A 17,210-nucleotide genomic window follows, 5' to 3' on the forward strand; every position below is an offset into this window, starting at 1 on the left:
TCGGCGGGGTTTTTTGTCATGTGGGAAGGATCAGACTAGCGCGTTGCGGCGGATCAGTTCCTTGTACCAGCGCGCGGACAGCTTGGGGGTGCGCTTTTGGGTGGCGAAGTCGACATAATGGATGCCGAACCGCTTGCCATAGCCGTCGGCCCATTCGAAATTGTCCATCAGGCTCCAGAGGAAATAGCCCTTGAGCGGGAATCCCTCGGCCGCCGCGCGGCGGAACTGGCCCAGATAGTTGCGCAGATACATGATCCGGTCGCCGTCATCGACCGTGCCGGTGCCGTTCAGCACGTCATCGGCCGAAGTGCCGTTTTCGGAGATGTAGATCGCCTTGGGCTTCCACAGCTCGCTGGCCGCGCGGACGCCCCAATAGGCGGCCTCGGGCCCGACATAGAGCCAGGGCGAGGCCATGCGCGGCGACTGCGGCAGATGGGGCAGGGGGACGTAGCCGCGCGGATCGCTCGCATCGGCCTTCACGAAGGTCGGCGTGTAGATGTTGAGCGCGACGAAATCGAGCGGGCTGCCGATCGCGGCCATGTCGCCCGCCTGCACCTTGGGCGCATCCGCCCCGGCCGAGGCGAGATAGCTGTCGATATAGCGGCCTTCCATGACGGCGGTCAGGAACATCGCATTCTCGTCGCGCATCGCCTTCTTGGTCGCCTCGATATGCTCGGGCGTCTCGATGACGGGGACGAAGATGCTGGCATTGTCGGCGATGCCGACCTCGGTCCCCGCCTTGGCATGGGCGCGGATCGCCTGCACGCCCAGGCCGTGCGCCAGGACGCCGTGATGGCGGACCTGGTTCACCTGTGCGGGGGGTAGCTTCAGGCCCGGCGCGTGGATGCCGACCATATGGCCCAGATCGGTGAAGCAGCGCAGCTCGTTGACCGTCATGAAGCGGTGGACGCGGTCGGACAGCTTGCCCGCCATGAAGCCCGCATAGTCCGCGAACGCCTTGGCCGTGTCGCGATTCTGCCAGCCGCCGGGCAGCGCCTGGGGCAGGTCCCAGTGGAACATGGTGACATTGGGCTGGATGCCCGCCGCCAGCAGCGCGTCGATGACGCGGTTATAATAGTCGAGGCCCTTCTGGTTGACCTTGCCGCGCCCCTCGGGGAAGATGCGCGACCAGGCGATCGACATGCGATAGGCCTTCACGCCCAGATCGCTGAGCAGCGCGATGTCGTCCTTGTAGCGGTGATAGCTGTCGCAGGCGACGTCGCCGGTGTCGCCATTGGCGACCTTGCCCGGCGTGTGCGAGAACACGTCCCAGTTGGTCGGCCCACGTCCATCCTCCTTGACCGCACCCTCGATCTGATAGGCGGCGGTGGCGCAGCCCCAGAGGAAGTCCTTGGGAAAGCTCAGATCGGCGGTCTGCGCGGCGGCGCGTGCGGCGGCCAGCGTGCCGCCGCCGGTGGCGAGCGCGGCACCGCCCATCGCCATGCCGGTCTTCATGAAATCACGACGATCCATCGAATGTCCTTTTGTCCTGAAAGCGAATTTTGCAGAAACTTGGTGAACCCGGGCTGTCAGCGTGCCGGGGCGGCCGGCCGGGTCAGGTCGCTGGCCAGCCAGACCAGCGGCGCGTTCCAGTTGATCGCGACCTCGTTATGCGCATAGGCGCGGGCATCGTCGATCCAGCAGCGCTGGCCCACGCAATGCCCCTTCATCGGCGCGGAGGCGGGCTCGGGAAAGACGGTGCTGTTGGCCCCGCCACTCAGCACGCCGGGCGGCGGTCCAGGCATGCGGGCATCCATCTGATGCGCCCAGAAACGGTGATGCGGGTTCTTCATGGGCTTCCACCCGAAGCCGCTGACATAGCTCTGGTCGAGCGGATTGCGGCCCAGCGCATAATCCATCGTGTCGACCGCCGCGTCGCGGTAGCGGGCCTGCCCGGTGAAGCGCGCGGCCAGCGCCAGGATCATGCCCCGGCCCAGAATGCCGCTGTTCGACCCCCAGTGATAGGCGGTGTCGGCAAAGGGGATGTGATAGCCCGACCGCGCTTCCTCGGCCAGAAAGCGGTCGGCCAGTGCCACCAGCTTGGCGCGCGCGGCGGCGCGTTCGGCGGGCGCCACTCCGGTCGCGGTCGCCAGCGTGATGGTGCCCAACGCGGCGGTGCTGCCCCAGCTCGGCTCGGCGGTCAGCGGCGCGGCATGGAGCGGCATGGCGTGCAGCGCCTGGGCCAGTTCGGGCATCCCGGTCGCGGCATAGAGCTCGGCGGTCGCCCAATAGAGTTCGTCGGACAGCTCGCCATCGCCGTAACCGCCGCTGCCGTTGAAGTCCTGCGCGGCATAGATGTCGGGATTGCGCCGCGCCGCGCGATACGCCTTGCCCGCCGCGACCAGGCAGCGTCTGGCGAAGGCGTCGTCGATCCCGCGCCAGATGCGCGCGCATTGCGCCGCCGTCGCCGCCAGGTTCAGCGTCGCGGCGGTGCTGGGCGGATAGAGCAGCCGTTCCTCATGATCGTCGGCGGGCGCGGTGGGCAGCGCCGTCCAGTTGCGGTCGGCGATCTTGTGATGCGCCATCCCACCCGCATCGACCGGCGTCAGCTGCTTGACGCGCCCGGCCTGCCGCCCGACCGGCAGCGCCAGCGTCTGGCCGTCGGGCACCTGCATCGCCAGCAGGAAGCGCATCTCCCATGCCGTCTCGTCCAGCAGGTCGTTGATCCGGTTCCCCGCCTCGGGCAGCGCGGCGGCGCCATCGGGGAAGGGCGGCGACGCGGCATCGACCTCATAGAGATTTTGCAGCATCCACAGCGCGATGCCGCCATTGACGACATATTTGCCCTGGTCGCCCGCATCATACCATCCGCCGGTGACGTCCAGCCTATAGGGGCAGCCTGGCCAGACCGTGCCCGCCAGATCCGCCCCCTTGAAGCAGGTCACGACTTCCTTCGTATGACCGGCGGCCCGCGCCCATTGCGGCCCGCCGGCGAAACGCGCCTCGATCGGCACGCCTGCGCGCTGCTGGTAGAAGAAGTTCAGAGCGGCGCGGGCCAGCGGGGCATAGACGCCTGCGTCGATGGTGAAGACGGGGCTGGTCCGCCCGTCCACCTGAAGCCGGTAGCGGCCCGGCGCGGCGAAGCGGCCGAAATCGATCTGGTGGACCGTGTCGCCCGAGGCGGCATCGGGACCGAAGGGCGTGCTCCGCCCCTCCGCCACCGTCGCGCCGCTTTCGTTCAAGAGCCGCCAGGGCAAGGGCTGCATGCCGTCATGCGCCAGGATGGCGCGCTTGGCGGTGTCGGGGCGAAAGCCGATCTGGTTGAGATGGGGCCCCGGCGCGTCGGTCGCACCGATCGCGGCCAGCGCCAGCAGGGGAAGAACGAACCGCTTCACAAGATCACTCCCTGCGCCCGCCCGGCATCGGGGGCGGTGCGCGCAAAATCATAGCCGGTGTCGTCGGCCTTCGACGCCCCCGTCATGCCCGTTATCGCGGGGGCCAGCGGCGAGGGCGCGACGGCGCGCAGGAAATCGCCATGGCTGGGCAGCCGCGCCCCCGTCTCGGCATAGCCCTGATGCATCTGCGCCAGCGCCTGCGCCACCAGATTTTCGTCGAGCGCGTCGGCGGCAGGCTCCCACCCCTGCGGAACCAGCCCCTGGCCCAGGCAGACCGCGACCCAGCTGGGATTGCCGAACAGGTCATAGCCTTCGCGGAACAACCGCCCCTTGCCCGACCACAGTGCCATCTTGCGCGCCAGGCTGTCGGGCACGTCCATGGTGCGCACCCGGTCCCAGAAGGGCGTGTCGCCGCGCCGCGTCGCCTTGTAGTGGAGGATGATGAAGTCGCGCACATCCTCGTACAGGTCGTGCATCTGGCGGTTGAACTCGTCCCGCTCGGCCGGGTCGAAGCGGGCGTCGGGGAACAGCGCGATCAGCCGCTGGATCGCGGCCTGCACCAGATGGATGCTGGTCGATTCCAGCGGTTCCAGAAAGCCGCTCGACAGGCCCAGCGCCACGACGTTGCGGTTCCAGCTTTGCCGACGCCGCCCGGCGGTGAAGCGCAGCTGGCGCGGATCGCCCAGCAACTCGCCCTCCAGGCTGCCGAGCAGCTGCGCGCGCGCGGCATCGTCGTCCAGATATTCGCTGCAATAGACCAGGCCATTGCCCATCCGGTGCTGAAGCGGGATGCGCCATTGCCAGCCCGCCTGCCGCGCGGTCGCGCGGGTGAAGGGATCGGGTTCGCGCGGGTCGGGCAGCGCGCACGGGGCGGCAACCGCGCGGTCGCAGGGCAGCCACCGGGCATAGCTTTCATAGCCGGTGCCCAGCGCCTCCTCGATCAGCAGGCCGCGAAAGCCCGAGCAGTCGATGAACAGGTCGCCCTCGATCCGGCGGCCATCGGCCAGCGTCACCGCCTCGACATAACCATCCTCTGGGCGCAGCCCGACCGCCTCGATCCGCCCCTCAATCCGTGTCACCCCGCCACGCTCGGCATAGCCGCGCAGGTAGCGGGCATAGAGCGAGGCATCGAAGTGGAAGGCGTAGAACAGCTCGCGGATCGGCGAGCGCGCATCGGGTTTGGCGCGGCCGAACTTGCCCCCACGCGCCGCGACCGCGCTCATCGCCCAGTCGGCGATGTCGGGCAGGGCGGGCGTGCGGCTCTTCTCGCGCAGCCAGAGCTGGTGGAAATGGACGCCCTGCAAATCCTGGCCATAGCGTCCGAAAGGGTGGAAATAGCGTTCGCCGCGCTCGCCCCAGTCGACGAACTCGATCCCCAGCTTGAACGTGCCGCCGGTCGCGGCGAGAAACTCATTCTCGTCCAGCCCCAGCATCTGGTTGAAGGTGATGATCGGCGGGATCGTCGCCTCGCCGACGCCGACCGTGCCGATCTCCTCGGACTCGATCAGCGTGACCTGGGTATAGCCGTTGTTGAGCAGCCGCGCGAAGGCGGCGGCGGCCATCCATCCGGCGGTGCCGCCGCCGACGATGACGACCCGGCGGATGCTGTGGTCATGGGATGTCGTCATCGGGCAAGGCGTCTCATCTGGGCCGCCCGCCATTCGGCATGGGCGGGAAGGCGGGGCAGGGCGGCGGCGATGGCGTTGGTGAAGCGGTCCATCATGCCCCGCAACTCGGCGAAGGTCATGGTCTCGGCCAGCGGATCGACGCGACGCGGCAGGACACCCTGACCCAGCAGGATCGCGGCCCAGCTGTCGCGCGCGAACGTCTCTTCCTCATAGAAGGGCAGGCGGCCGCGCTCGGCGAATTGCGCCAGCGTATGCGCCAGGCTGGCGGGCGGCTCGGCACGCGCCACCGCCTGCCACATCGGCTCGGGGCGGCACGCGGTGCGGTAATGCGCGGCGAGGAAGTCGCGCACCCGCTCGGCCTCGGTCAGGGTCTGGCGGTTGAAATCCGCGCGCTCGACCGGGGCCATGTCCGCATCGGGCAGCATCGCGACCAGCCGGTCGATCGCGCTCAGCGCCAGATGGAGGTTGCACCATTCCAGCGGCTCGACCTGGGTGGCGGCATCGCCGATCGCGACGCAATTGCCACGCCAGGGCTGGGCGCGGGTGCCGGGGCGGATCGTGACGGGCCGGTCCGGTGTCGCGCCGTCCGCCAGCATCGTGGCGGCCTGCGCATCGGACAGATGGGCGGAGGCATAGGCGATCCCGACCTGCCCGCCGCTCGACCAGCGCCATCCCGCCGCATGGGCGGTGACGGGGGTGAGCACCGGCGGCCCTTCGCCCCCCTGGCGGCTGCCGAGCAACACCCGGTCGCAGGGCAGCCAGGCGCTCCAGTCCTGCCGCTCCGCGTCGATCGCGCCGCGCAGCCGTGCCGCCGGGCCGGTCGCATCGACATAGAGGTCGGCGGCCAGCGTCTCGCCGCCGGTCAGCCGGATGCCGGAGAGGAAGCCGCGCGCGTCGCAGGCGGCCTCGGCGATCTCGCCGACCGTCTCGCGCACCCCGACATGCAGGGCGAAGGCGCGCATCATCGCGCGGTGCCGGTCCAGGTCGAGCGTCAGGCCATAGTCGTGCGCGGCGAACAGCGTGTCGGGCGTCGGCGGTACGAAGCGCCCCGCACGCGCGGCTTGGGCGGCGGGGGAAAAGCCGTCGAACGGGGTGGTGCTGCCCTCGCGTGCCGCCCGTACCCAGTGGAGATGGAAGGCGGCCGGACCGATGGCATGGCCATAGGAGCCATAGGCATGGACGTAATCGGGCAACCCCTCGGCCCAGCCCGCAAAGCGCGTGCCCAGCCGATAGCCCGCCCCGGCACGCGTCACCCCGTCATCCTCGCCCAGCCCCAGATCGGCCTGGAAACCGGGAAGCGAGGGCAGGGTGCAGGCGATCCGGTCGGCCAGCGCATCGGGCGCGATCGCGGTGGCGAGCAGCGTGACGTCGAGGAACGGCGCGCGCCGCTTGAGCGCGGCGGCGGCGCACCAGCCGGTCAGCCCGCCGCCCGCGACCAGGACCCGCGTGATGGCGCGCGCCGTCATGCCGCCTCCACCATCGGGCAATAGCGTTGCAGGAAGGCGCGGTGATCGGCCCGCGCGCCGACATCGGCATCGATCTCCGCCTGCAGGTCCGCGACCGCGCGGGTCAGCGCGTCGGCCCTTGCGACATCGGCGCGCGGGTCCCAGCCTTCGGGCAGGATGCCCTGGCCCAGATAGACCGCGATCCAGCTGGCATCCAGGAACACGCCCTCGCGATATTTCACCACCCGCGCCCGCCTGCGCCACAATTCCATCTTCTCGGCCAGGCTGTCCGGGATGGGCATGGTGCGGACATAGTTCCAGAAGGGGGAATCGTCGCGGGTCGTGGCGTGATAATGCAGGATCAGGAAGTCGCGGATCCGGTCATATTCCAGGTCGATGATCCGGTTGAACTCGTCGCGGTCCGACGCGGCCATCCCGCGCTCGGGAAACAGCTCGATCAGCGCGGTGATCGCCTGCTGCACCAGATAGATGCTGGTCGATTCCAGCGGCTCCAGAAAGCCGCTGGCCAGCCCTATGGCCACGCAATTGCCGACCCAGCTGCGCCGCCGCCGCCCCGCCTTGAATCGCAAGAGGCGCGGGCTGGCGAGCGGTTCGCCCTCCACCGCCTGCTCCAGCGCGCGCGCCGCCTCGTCGTCGCCGATAAAGTCGCTGGCATAGACATAGCCATTGCCGGTGCGATGCTGGAGCGGAATGCGCCAGCGCCATCCGGCGGGCATCGCGATCGCGCTGGTATAGGGGGTGACGGCGGTCTCGGTCCGGCACGGCATCGCCACCGCGCGGTCGGTCGGCAGCCATTTCGACCAGTCCTCGAACGGCTCCTCCAGCGTCTGCCCGAGCAGGAGCGAGCGGAAGCCCGAACAGTCGATGAAGAGGTCGCCCTCCACCCGCTCGCCATCCGCCAGCGTGACCGCGCGGATCAGGCCGCTCTCGCCGTCGCGCTCGACATTGACGACCATCCCTTCGGTCCGCACCGCGCCGGCCTCCTCGGCCAATTGCCGCAGATAGGGGGCAAAGAGCAGCGCGTCGAACTGATAGGCATAGCCGAAGGTCGAGGAGAGATCCTCGCGATCCCGCCCCGGATGGTCGAACCGCCCCGCGCGCGCCAGCGCGCAGGCATAGGACAGCCGGTCGAGCGGCGGCGGCGCGTGCCCCTCCCGCGCCAGCCGCGTCCAGTAATGGTGGAAGTCGATCGGGCCCGAACCGCGTCCGAAGGTGCCGAAGGGATGGATATAGCTGTCCCCGATCCGGCCCCAGTCGCGAAACTCGATCCCCAGTTTGAACGTCGCGCGGGTGCGCGCCATGAAATCGGCCTCGGCGATGCCCAGCCGTTCGTTGAAGGCGCGGATATGGGGCAGGGTGGCCTCGCCGACACCGACCACGCCGATCGCCTCGGATTCGATCAGCCGTACCGAACAGCGTCCTGAAACGAGACGCGTCAGCGCGGCGCCGGCCATCCACCCGGCGGTCCCGCCGCCCACGATGACGACCCGCAGCCGATCCGTTGTCACGCTACCATCCCCCCCTTTGGCCTCGATTCCCGTGCCAATTCTCCAAGTCATGCCGCGCCTTGGCCCTTGCCGCAATCCGTCGCGACGCGAAGCGTGGCAGGAATGTCGCACCTTGTCCCGGATCGGCCATTTTTAAGATCAGTATCTTGTTGTTTCGCGACTGGTAGCGCAATCATGTTGCGGTGAATCGCGGTAACAGTCGCGATCGCGACCTAGTCTGCGACGTCAATAGTGGCGCGCACAAAAGGGGGGGATGACCGTTATGCGCAGCTTTGCGCCGCTCACGTCCAATACCAATCGTTTTTCGCGCCTTCTGTTCGGGGCGTCCGCCGGTGCGCTGTGCATCGCCTCGCTGAGCGCGCCCGCCTTCGCGCAGGCCGCCGATCCGCAGGCTGCGGCCGGAGCGGACCAGTCCACCTCCTCGCCGACCGGATCCGTCGCGGGCCAGGGCACGGCCGGATCGGCGACGCCGCCGACCAGCGCCGCTGTCGGCACCGCCGGATCGCAGCCCGCCGCGGGCGACGAGCTCGGCAGCGAAAAGGAAGTCGTCGTCACCGGCATCCGCCAGAGCCTGGCCAACGCCCAGTCGATCAAGCGCAATTCCGACACCGTGGTCGACGCGATCACCGCCAGCGACATCGGCGCGCTGCCCGACCGTTCGGTGACCGAGGCGTTGCAGCGCGTGCCCGGCGTGTCGATCAGCCGCTTCGCCGCCGCCAACGATCCCGACCACTTCTCGGTCGAGGGTTCGGGCGTCGCGGTGCGCGGCCTGACCTTCGTCCGGTCCGAGTTCAACGGCCGCGACACCTTCTCGGCGGGTATCGGCGGGCAGGCGATCAACTTCTCCGACGTGCCCGCCGAACTGCTCGGCTCGGTCGAGGTGTACAAGAACGCCACCGCCGATCTGATCGAGGGCGGCCTAGCCGGTACGGTCAACCTGAACACCCGCAAGCCGTTCGACAACAAGGGTTTCCATATCGGCTTCACGGCCGAGGGCAATTATGGCGACTTCAAGAAGAAATGGTCGCCGACGGGCTCTCTGCTGGTCAGCAACACCTGGGATACCGGCATCGGCCGCTTCGGCCTGCTCGGCAACATCTCCTACTCGCGCGTCCGCAGCCGGGCGGACAGCATCCGCATCACCAATATCCAGACCCGCGACAACACGCTGGCGCTGGCGGCCAATTCGACCACCGCGCAGAATTGCCGCAACCCCTTGCCCGGCACGGTCGACCAGACGACGCTGCCCGTGGGCGGCACGACCGGGTTCGCGTGCGGCGCGGCCAGCACGCCGGGCGCGGACGGCTATCTCGACCCGGCATCGCTGCGCTACGCACCGATCGGCGGCCAGTTCGCGACGCAGGAATTCGATCGCAAGCGTGACGGCATCGCGTTGGCGGGCCAGTGGCAGAGCAATGACGAGCGCACCGTCCTGACGGCGCAATTCTTGCGGACCCACACGGTCAACAACACGTCGGAGCGGACCTTCGAGACCGCGCCCGATCTGGCCGAATACAACACCTATCCGGTGGGCTGTCTGCAGAACAATCTGGGCCCCAACAACGCGACGATCGCCCAGTGCCCGACCGGCACGACCAAGAACTATGTCTACGACGCCAACGGCCTGTTCCAGTCGGGGTACATCACCGCGCCGGGCAACGGGTATCGCGCCAGCTGCAGCGGTCAGGCGACCTGCTGGGTTCCCACCGGCGGTACGCAGCAGTCGCTGGCGCGCGGCATGACGCGGGACGAGAACACCGTCACCGACTTCGGCGTCAACCTGAAGACCCAGCTCGACGACCATTGGTCGGTCAATCTCGACGGCGACTATACCCGTGCGAAGAAGACCAACACCGATCTGCGCGTGTTCGGCTCGACCTTCGCCGACTCCGAACTCGACCTGTCGGGCAATTTGCCGGTCGTCATCCCGCACAAGCCGACGACGCTCCAGGCGAGCTGGGCAACGCCCAACCCGACCTTGAACCAGCAGAGCGATTCGCAATATTTCGCCAACCGCAACGTCCAGTTCTGGCGCGCGGCGATGGACCATCTCGAAGAGAGCGTGGGCCGCGAATATGCGTTCAAGGCCGATGTCGACTATAAGTTCGACGAAGGCAGCTTCTTTACCCGCGCCCGGTTCGGCGCCCGCTATGCCGACCGTGCGTCGGAAGTGCGCTACACCACCTATAACTGGGGTGCGCTGTCGGAAGTCTGGTCGGGCAGCAACCCCGTGTCCTTCGCACAGCAGCCGGGCCAGACCGAGCTCTATACCTTCCCGAACTTCTTCCGTGGTGCGACCAACGGTTCGCCGTCCGCCTATTATTATACCGGCAACATGACGGATGATTATCAGCAGGCGGCGGCCTATTTCCAGTCGATCGGCAATTTGTGGAAGTCGGCCAATGGTTCGACCGCCACGACCTGGTCGCCGCTGGCGCAGCGGGCGGGCGTCGTGTCGGGCACGCCGTATCTGCCATCGGAAATCCAGCTGGTGAACCAGCAGGACAAGAACGCCTTTGCGCAGCTGAACTTCGCGACGCCGGGCGACCTGTTCCCGGGCGTTCGGATGAGCGGCAATATCGGCGTCCGCTATGTCCTGACCGACGTGACCTCGGCAGGCTCGATCGGTGCGCCGACCCGGCAGCAGACGGGCACGACCGACGAGTTCGAGGTCCGGTGCGCGCCGCAGACCACGACGCAAAATGGCGTCAGCGTCACCGCCGTGCCGACGGGCATCTGCCAGCTCGGCAGGCCAGCCTATAACGCGATCCGGCAATTCTCGACCGGGGTCACGACGCCCGATACGGCGCGCAGCCAATATCATTACTGGCTGCCGAGCATGAACCTGAAGTTCGGGATCGGTCGCGACGTGGTGCTGCGTCTGGCGGCGTCGAAGGTGATGACGCGTCCGGACTTCGCCAATATCCGCAACTTCCTGCAACTCGGCTTTGATGCCAATGGCGGCCAGATCACCGCGACGGCGGGCAATCCCTATTTGAAGCCGGCCACCGCGTGGCAGTTCGACGCCACGGTCGAATGGTATTTCGCCCGTGTCGGCCAGCTGTCGTTGGACGTCTTCTACAAGTCGGTGAAGGACTTCTTCTACCAGTCGGTCACCACCCGCAACATCACCAGCAACGGCATCACCCAGTCGGTGCTGGTGCGCGGGCCGTCCAACTATGACGGCACGGGCAAGATCAAGGGCTTCGAGGCGGCGTATCAGCAGACCTTCGACTTCCTGCCGGGGCTGCTCGGTGGTCTGGGGGCGAGCGGCAGCTATACCTATATCGACAGCTCGGGCCTGCCCAACTCGTTCCTGAACGGCGGTGCTCCGGCGAACAATTCGAACATCAAGCCGGGCAATATTCCGCTGGAGGGGCTGTCGCGGCATACGGTCAACGCCGCGCTCTTCTATGAAAAGGGTCCGGTGTCGCTGCGGGCGGCGTATAACTGGCGTTCGAAATATCTGCTGACCCCGGCGGACGTGATCTTTCCCTATACCTCCATCTATCAGGATGCAGGCGGGCAGCTCGACGCGTCGGCGTTCATCAACCTGAACAAATATCTGAAGATCGGCGTGCAGGGCGTGAACCTGGCCAATCAGGTCATCAAGACCGAGCAGGCCTATATCAGCGGTTCGACCGCCACGGCGCCGCGCTCGTACATCGTCAACGACCGCCGCTTCACCTTCGCGCTTCGCGGCACCTTCTGATCGGCAAGGTTCGGCCGGGGCCTTCGGGCTCCGGCCGGAGCGTTACGTGACGTGCGACCGCCCGTTTCCCGTGGGGAGGCGGGCGGTCCTTTTTGAATGGCGGAGGGATTCCCGCCCCCCGTTCAGCCCATCAGTTATGCGGCAATTTCGACCGATCGAAGCCCGGCCCCAGATCGAGCAGGAAGGCCGGTCCGACCTCGATCACCTGCTTGGCGCCCGCCAGCTGGACCGAGATATTGGCCTTGCCCGCGGCATAGGCCTGGTTCGCGACGCCGGTGACATAATAGCGTTTCCAGGTCGATCCGACCCGAACCGGCTCGGTCGCGATCGGGGTGTAAGGCGGCTCCGATCCGCCCATCCCCACCGGGATCGTCACCGGCGCGGCGTCGGTCGCATCGGGCGCGCGCAGGAAGACCATGACCAGCATCGTGTCGCCTGCCGCGATCGGCTTGACCGTCGGATAGGTGACGCCGCTGTCCCAGGGATTGGCCCCGGCGCGTGCGACCTTGATCTGGACCGCGGCCCCGCCGGGAACCTCGGCGGCGGCTACCTGCCTGGCGGTCTGGTTGGGGCCATAGGGATTCCACCCAATGCCCGGTGCGTTGACCGCCTTGTCGAAGATGCTGGGCTGCGCGGCGGCGCTAGGTGCGGCCTGTCCCGGCGCGGCGGGCAGCGTGGCCAACAGCATGGCAATAAGTCCGATCATGCTCCTTCTCCCCATTTTGGAACGGCCGGTCGTTCCGGTCCGTCGCCAAAATCGTATCGCGCCCGGTCCGTTTTCCTCAAGGGGAAACTCGCCGGGCGCGATCGCTTACTGGCCGACGATCCTGACCAGCGGCGCCAGTGTCTGGCCGGTCGGCAGGCGGCCCCCGGCGCTCAGCTGGCGGGTGGCGTCGTTCCAGCGCAGCGTGGCGCTGCGCCCGCCGCCGGTGCGATAAGCATTGGTGGTGCCGTCATCGTCATAAAGGGTGAAACTGGCATCGCGGCCGGGATAGACGCGGATGCTCTCCAGGGCTTGCGCGGTCGCGGTGCTGGGCACCTGGACGCCCATCGGCACGATCGACCCCGCCCGCACGAACAGCGGGATATGATCGATCGGCGCCGCCGCCTCGATCCACTGGCCGCCCGTATAGCGCTTGTCGGTCCACCAGTCATACCAGTCGGCACCGCCCGGCAGATAGACGCGGCGCGCCGTCTGCCCCTGTTCGGTGACGGGCGCGACCAGGAAGGCGGGGCCGAACATATATTCGTCGCCCAGCGTCTTCACGACCGGATCATTGGGAAAGTCCATGAACAGCGCGCGCATGAACGGCGCGCCGCTCTGGTTCGTCTGCCGCCCCAGCGCATAGATATAGGGCATCAGCGCATAACGAAGCCGCAGGCTGCTCGCCAGGATCGGTTCGGCCGCCTTGCCATAGTCCCACAGGGCGGTGCCCGGCCGCTGGCCATGGATGCGCAGCGTCGGGGTGAAGGCGTTATACTGGAACCAGCGGACGAACAGCTCGGGATAATCGCGATAGGACGGCGCCATCGCGGTTGCACCCGCCGGATCGACCAGCACCGGGGCCTGCGCCTCCGGCCCGTTCGGCCATTGCCAGCCGCCCGTGTCGCTCGACCAATAGGCGATGCCGCTGGCGGTCATGCCGAGCCCGGCGGGCACCTGCCGCTTCAGCGCCTCCCAGTTGGACTGGACGTCGGACGACCAGAACAGGCAGCCATTGGCCTGCGTCCCCAGATAGGCGGCACGGCACAGGATGACGTTGCGCATGGTCGGCCGGTCGCGCGCCGACCCGTCCGCGACGCTGGCGGTGTGGAGCAGCGGATAGACGTTGCGATAGCGGTCGCCCGAGCCGATCGCGAAGAAATGCCCCTCGGGCACCAGATCGGGTTCGGTCTCGTCCAGCCAGGCATAGTCGAAGTCGTTCGAGAAGATATTGTCGCGGATCTTGCCCCAGAACCACTCGCGCGCCTCCGGATTGGTGCTGTCGATCAGCGCGCCCGCCCGGTCGGAACGGATGGGCAGGCCGTCAACCGGCTTGCCGTCCTTGTCCTTCATCAGCCAGCCCTTGGCCGCCAGCGTGTCGAACCAGCGGCTCTCGCGCTCGAAACGCGGCCAGATGCTGATGATGCTGCGCATGCCCATCGATTTCAGATGCGCGTTCATCGCCGCCGGATCGGGAAAGGCAGTGCGGTCGATGTCGAGCTGCCCCATCCGGGTCCAGTAGAACCAGTCGAGCACCATGATGTCGAGCGGCAGGCCTCGGCTGCGATAGCCGTCGGCGATCTCGGTCAGCTGGCTCTGCGTCTCGTAACGCGCCTTGCTCTGGATCAGGCCGAACGCGGCCTTGGGCGGCAAGGGCGTCGCGCCGGTCAGGCGGGCGTAACCCGCATAGAGCTCGTCCGCCGTCTTGCCCGCGATCACGAAGAACGACACCCGCTCGCCGACATTGGACTGGAACTTCGTCGCGTTCATCAGGCCGGGCGAGACGGTCGCGGCCGAGGGATTGTCCCACAGGATCGCATAGCCCTTGTCCGTCACCATGAACGGCACGCAGACGGACTCGCCGCCGGGCCGGTCATAGTCGTGGCGGCAGTCGATCGTCCGGCCGCGCAGGTCGAGCACGCCGTCCTGATATTGGCCCAGCCCGTAATAATGGGTGTCGGGCGTGTCGGCGAAGTTCGCGCCGACCTTGAACGTCGCCTCGCCCGAGACGGTGTGCGGCGCCATCTCCCACCCGTTCATCCGGGTCAGCGGCTTGCCGTCGGCCCCGGCGAAGCTGATCGCGACGGGGGGCAGCGAGGGGGCGAAGTAGCGCTCCATCTGGCTGGGCGGCTTGGGCCAGGGCTGGGCGGTGACGGTGACGTTCAGCCCGGCCGAGGTGAAGATATCGCCGCTGGCATCGGTGCGATGGGTCCAGCCGGTCGCATCGCTCCGGGCGGTGATACCATAGCCGGGCTTGGCCTCCGCCAGCGTGCGGTCCATCGCGATGGTGACGCGGACGATGCCGGGGGCATAGGGTTCGACCGAGACCTGCGCGCCGTTGCGCTCGATCGTCGCCAGCGGATCGGCGGAGAGGGCGAGCGGGGCGCTGCCGCAGAGCAGCGCGGCGGCGGCGATCAGTCGCTTCGCCATTCGTCCGCGTCGGTCGCCCGGCGCCGTGGCGCGCGCTATGCTTCGCATGATCCTCATCCCCTTTTGAAACCCGATTATGTGACCGCTAACCCCTATCGCCCCGTCATGCGGCGGGGAAGTGGTTGATTTGCCCGGTCAGGCCATGAACGGGTCGCTCACCGTGGCGCGGTTCGCCTGGTCCTGCCGCCCGGCCAGGCGACGGCGATAATCGGGTTGAGTCGCACGGGTCAGCATCATGTCGTACCAGCCCAGATCGGCGGCCAGCGACCAGCGATGCGCGCCGGGGGCCAGCGCCACGGTCCGCGTCTCGCCGCCGCCCGCCGTGGCGCGCACCATGCGAAGATCGGCGATCGCGGCGGGGACGGTCAGGTGCAGCATGTCCTCGGCGATCCGCCATTGCAGCGGCTGTGGCATCGCGCCCCGTCCCGCCAGATGCCGGTGGAACCCGCCCGGTCCCAGGATCCACAAATCGTAGCGTCCCTCGCCATCGAGGTTCCAGCGATCCTCGATCCGGGTGCCGGCGTCGAGCGTATAGCGGCGCGGCACGCGGTCGAGCGCCAGCCGGTCATAGACATGGAACACCGCGCCCGCGCCCTCCGCCTGGAACCGCAGGCCAAGGCCGTCGACCCCCGCCAGTTCCTGCACCTCGAGCCGATAGGGCAGGGGGCGGGCGCGGCGGAGGCCGGGCTCCTGACGGGGCATGCCGGGCGACAAGGGTGCCTGCGGGCTGACCTGTCCCTTGATCGCGGCCGCCCGGATCGCGTCGCCGCGCGGATCGGGCAGGCGGGGCTGGGCATCCCCAGTCGCGGCAAAGTCGAACGCGCTGGTCAGGTCGCCGCAGATCGCGCGTCGCCAGGGGGAGATATTGGGCTCGTGAAAGCCGAACCGCGTCTCCAGGAAGCGGATGACGCTGGTGTGGTCGAAGACCTGCGAGTTGACCCAGCCGCCCCGGCTCCACGGCGACACGACATACATGGGCACGCGCGGGCCCAGGCCATAGGGGCGGCCGCGATAGGCGGGCTTGTCGACATCTGCGTCGCCGGTCGAGGGCACGTCATGATACTCGCCCGTCAGGTCGACGGTCGACCCGCCGAGCGGACGGCCATCGGCCCCGCGCGACGGCGGCGCGGGCGGCGGGACATGGTCGAAAAAGCCGTCATTCTCGTCGAACATCACGAACAGAGCGGTCCGTGCCCACACCTTCGGGTCGGCGGTCAGCGCGTCGAGCAGCTCTGCGGTATAGGCCGCCCCCTGCGCCGGGCTGGAAGGATTGGGATGTTCCGACCCGGCGGCGGTGGCGATGACATAGGACAGCTGCGGCAGCCGCCCGGCGAGCACATCGGCCTTCAGCACGTCCAGCCCACGAGTGGTCAGCGCCCGGTCCTTCAGCGCCGGATCGCCGCGTCCATGATGCGCTTCGCGGAACGCGGCGAAACCGACCAGCGGATTGTCGGTGAAATTGTCCGCCATGTCCTGATAGATGCGCCAGTCCACGCCCGCCGCCTGCATCCGCTCGACCGTGCTGGTCCAGCGATAAGGATTGGCCGCGCCGCCATCCTCGGCAAAGCTGTCATGCGAATTGCTGATCGCCGGGCCGCCCGCCTTGCCCGAAGGATCGTTGGTGCCGGTCCACAGGAACAGTCGGTTGGTGTTGGTCCCGGTCTGGATCGCACAGTGATAGGCGTCGCAAATGGTGAAGGCCTCGGCCAGCGCGAACTGGAAGGGGATGTCGGCGCGGGCATAATGGCCCATGGCGCGCTGCTTCTTGGCCTCGGGCCAGTGCGCCATGCGCCCTTCGTCCCAGGCGGCCTGGGCATCGGGCCAGGTGTGCGGCGTGCCCTCCATCCGCATCAGATCGAAATGGGCACGGGTGTCGAGCCGGAAGGGCGACACCAGACGCGGGCCGTCGGGGGCGGTGCGGTCCATCTGCTGCCAGACGGTGCGCGGTTCCCCGCCGGACGTGGCCGGGGCGAGCGGGATGGGGAAGCGGTCGCCAAAGCCGCGCACCCCGCGCATGGTGCCGAAATAATGATCGAAGCCGCGATTTTCCTGCATCAGGATGACGACATGCTCGACATCGCGGATCGTCCCGGTGCGCCGGTCGGGCGCGATCGCGGCGGCGCGGGCGATCGCGGGGGGCAGGGCACCGGCTCCGGCTAGGGCGGCACCGGCGGACAGGAGTGAGCGGCGGGAGAGTGAAACCATGTCCCGTCATGGCGGAAATCGTTGACGTTTCCATGACGCCATTTTCTTCCTCCCCTGCAAGGGGAGGTGGCGCGCGCAGCGCGTCGGAGGGGTGTCCCGCTACCGAGAGGGTGACACCCCTCCGTCAGGCCTGACGGCCTGCCACCTCCCCTTGCAGGGGAGGAATGGGAGGGCGCACTATATGCCGTCTATATGCGAAACCGGGCAATCGCCCTCGCATTGC

9 protein-coding genes are annotated in these 17,210 nt (G+C 68.0%); 1 reads left to right on the top strand and 8 read right to left on the bottom strand.

Going from position 1 to position 17,210, the window contains the following annotated elements; all coding sequences use genetic code 11:
- Positions 1-30 precede the first annotated feature (30 nt).
- From QE385_RS17905 to QE385_RS17925, 5 genes are read right to left on the bottom strand one after another with little or no spacing between them, the layout of a single operon-like run.
- Positions 31-1,473 carry a GH1 family beta-glucosidase gene (locus QE385_RS17905; protein WP_307104175.1) on the bottom strand — a complete coding sequence of 481 codons (1,443 nt, stop codon included), beginning with the start codon at positions 1,471-1,473 and terminating at the stop codon, positions 31-33.
- Between the two features lie 56 nt (positions 1,474-1,529).
- The gene (locus tag QE385_RS17910; RefSeq protein WP_307104177.1) at positions 1,530-3,335 is read right to left on the bottom strand and encodes a glycoside hydrolase family 9 protein; all 1,806 of its coding nucleotides are present in this window, start codon (positions 3,333-3,335) and stop codon (positions 1,530-1,532) included.
- Positions 3,332-4,963, bottom strand: a complete 1,632-nt coding sequence (locus QE385_RS17915) for a tryptophan halogenase family protein (protein WP_307104179.1) — start codon at positions 4,961-4,963, stop codon at positions 3,332-3,334. Before QE385_RS17915 ends, QE385_RS17910 begins: the two co-directional genes overlap by 4 nt.
- Entirely contained in the window at positions 4,960-6,429 is a 1,470-nt protein-coding gene (locus QE385_RS17920) for a tryptophan halogenase family protein (RefSeq protein ID WP_307104181.1), read from the bottom strand. Before QE385_RS17920 ends, QE385_RS17915 begins: the two co-directional genes overlap by 4 nt.
- Positions 6,426-7,988 (bottom strand): tryptophan halogenase family protein, encoded by a 1,563-nt coding sequence (locus QE385_RS17925; RefSeq protein ID WP_373424699.1) that lies wholly within the window; start codon positions 7,986-7,988, stop codon positions 6,426-6,428. Before QE385_RS17925 ends, QE385_RS17920 begins: the two co-directional genes overlap by 4 nt.
- Positions 7,989-8,190: 202 nt before the next feature.
- Between QE385_RS17925 and QE385_RS17930 the strand changes: the two genes are divergently transcribed.
- Positions 8,191-11,649 (top strand): TonB-dependent receptor, encoded by a 3,459-nt coding sequence (locus QE385_RS17930; RefSeq protein ID WP_307104187.1) that lies wholly within the window; start codon positions 8,191-8,193, stop codon positions 11,647-11,649.
- Positions 11,650-11,779: 130 nt separating this feature from the next.
- Here the strand turns inward: QE385_RS17930 and QE385_RS17935 are convergent, their stop codons facing one another.
- From QE385_RS17935 to QE385_RS17945, 3 genes are all read right to left on the bottom strand, one after another.
- Positions 11,780-12,355 (bottom strand): hypothetical protein, encoded by a 576-nt coding sequence (locus tag QE385_RS17935; RefSeq protein WP_307104189.1) that lies wholly within the window; start codon positions 12,353-12,355, stop codon positions 11,780-11,782.
- A 105-nt stretch (positions 12,356-12,460) separates the two neighbouring features.
- On the bottom strand, positions 12,461-14,782 hold the full coding sequence (locus QE385_RS17940; protein ID WP_307104815.1) for a TIM-barrel domain-containing protein: 2,322 nt from the start codon (positions 14,780-14,782) through the stop codon (positions 12,461-12,463).
- Positions 14,783-14,917: 135 nt separating this feature from the next.
- Positions 14,918-16,987, bottom strand: a complete 2,070-nt coding sequence (locus QE385_RS17945) for a phosphocholine-specific phospholipase C (protein ID WP_307104191.1) — start codon at positions 16,985-16,987, stop codon at positions 14,918-14,920.
- Positions 16,988-17,210 lie beyond the last annotated feature (223 nt).

Origin of the sequence: Sphingomonas sp. SORGH_AS_0950 (assembly GCF_030818415.1) — a bacterium.
In the GTDB taxonomy this organism is placed as follows: Bacteria; Pseudomonadota; Alphaproteobacteria; order Sphingomonadales; family Sphingomonadaceae; genus Sphingomonas.

What these genes read in the sequence shown, in the direction of transcription:
- QE385_RS17915 (WP_307104179.1), bottom strand. Translation starts at nt 4,963, where the DNA reads ATGACGACATCCCATGACCACAGCATCCGCCGGGTCGTCATCGTCGGC.
- QE385_RS17945 (WP_307104191.1), bottom strand. Translation starts at nt 16,987, where the DNA reads ATGGTTTCACTCTCCCGCCGCTCACTCCTGTCCGCCGGTGCCGCCCTA.
- QE385_RS17930 (WP_307104187.1), top strand. Translation starts at nt 8,191, where the DNA reads ATGACCGTTATGCGCAGCTTTGCGCCGCTCACGTCCAATACCAATCGT.
- QE385_RS17905 (WP_307104175.1), bottom strand. Translation starts at nt 1,473, where the DNA reads ATGGATCGTCGTGATTTCATGAAGACCGGCATGGCGATGGGCGGTGCC.
- QE385_RS17925 (WP_373424699.1), bottom strand. Translation starts at nt 7,988, where the DNA reads ATGACTTGGAGAATTGGCACGGGAATCGAGGCCAAAGGGGGGGATGGT.
- QE385_RS17935 (WP_307104189.1), bottom strand. Translation starts at nt 12,355, where the DNA reads ATGATCGGACTTATTGCCATGCTGTTGGCCACGCTGCCCGCCGCGCCG.
- QE385_RS17920 (WP_307104181.1), bottom strand. Translation starts at nt 6,429, where the DNA reads ATGACGGCGCGCGCCATCACGCGGGTCCTGGTCGCGGGCGGCGGGCTG.
- QE385_RS17940 (WP_307104815.1), bottom strand. Translation starts at nt 14,782, where the DNA reads ATGGCGAAGCGACTGATCGCCGCCGCCGCGCTGCTCTGCGGCAGCGCC.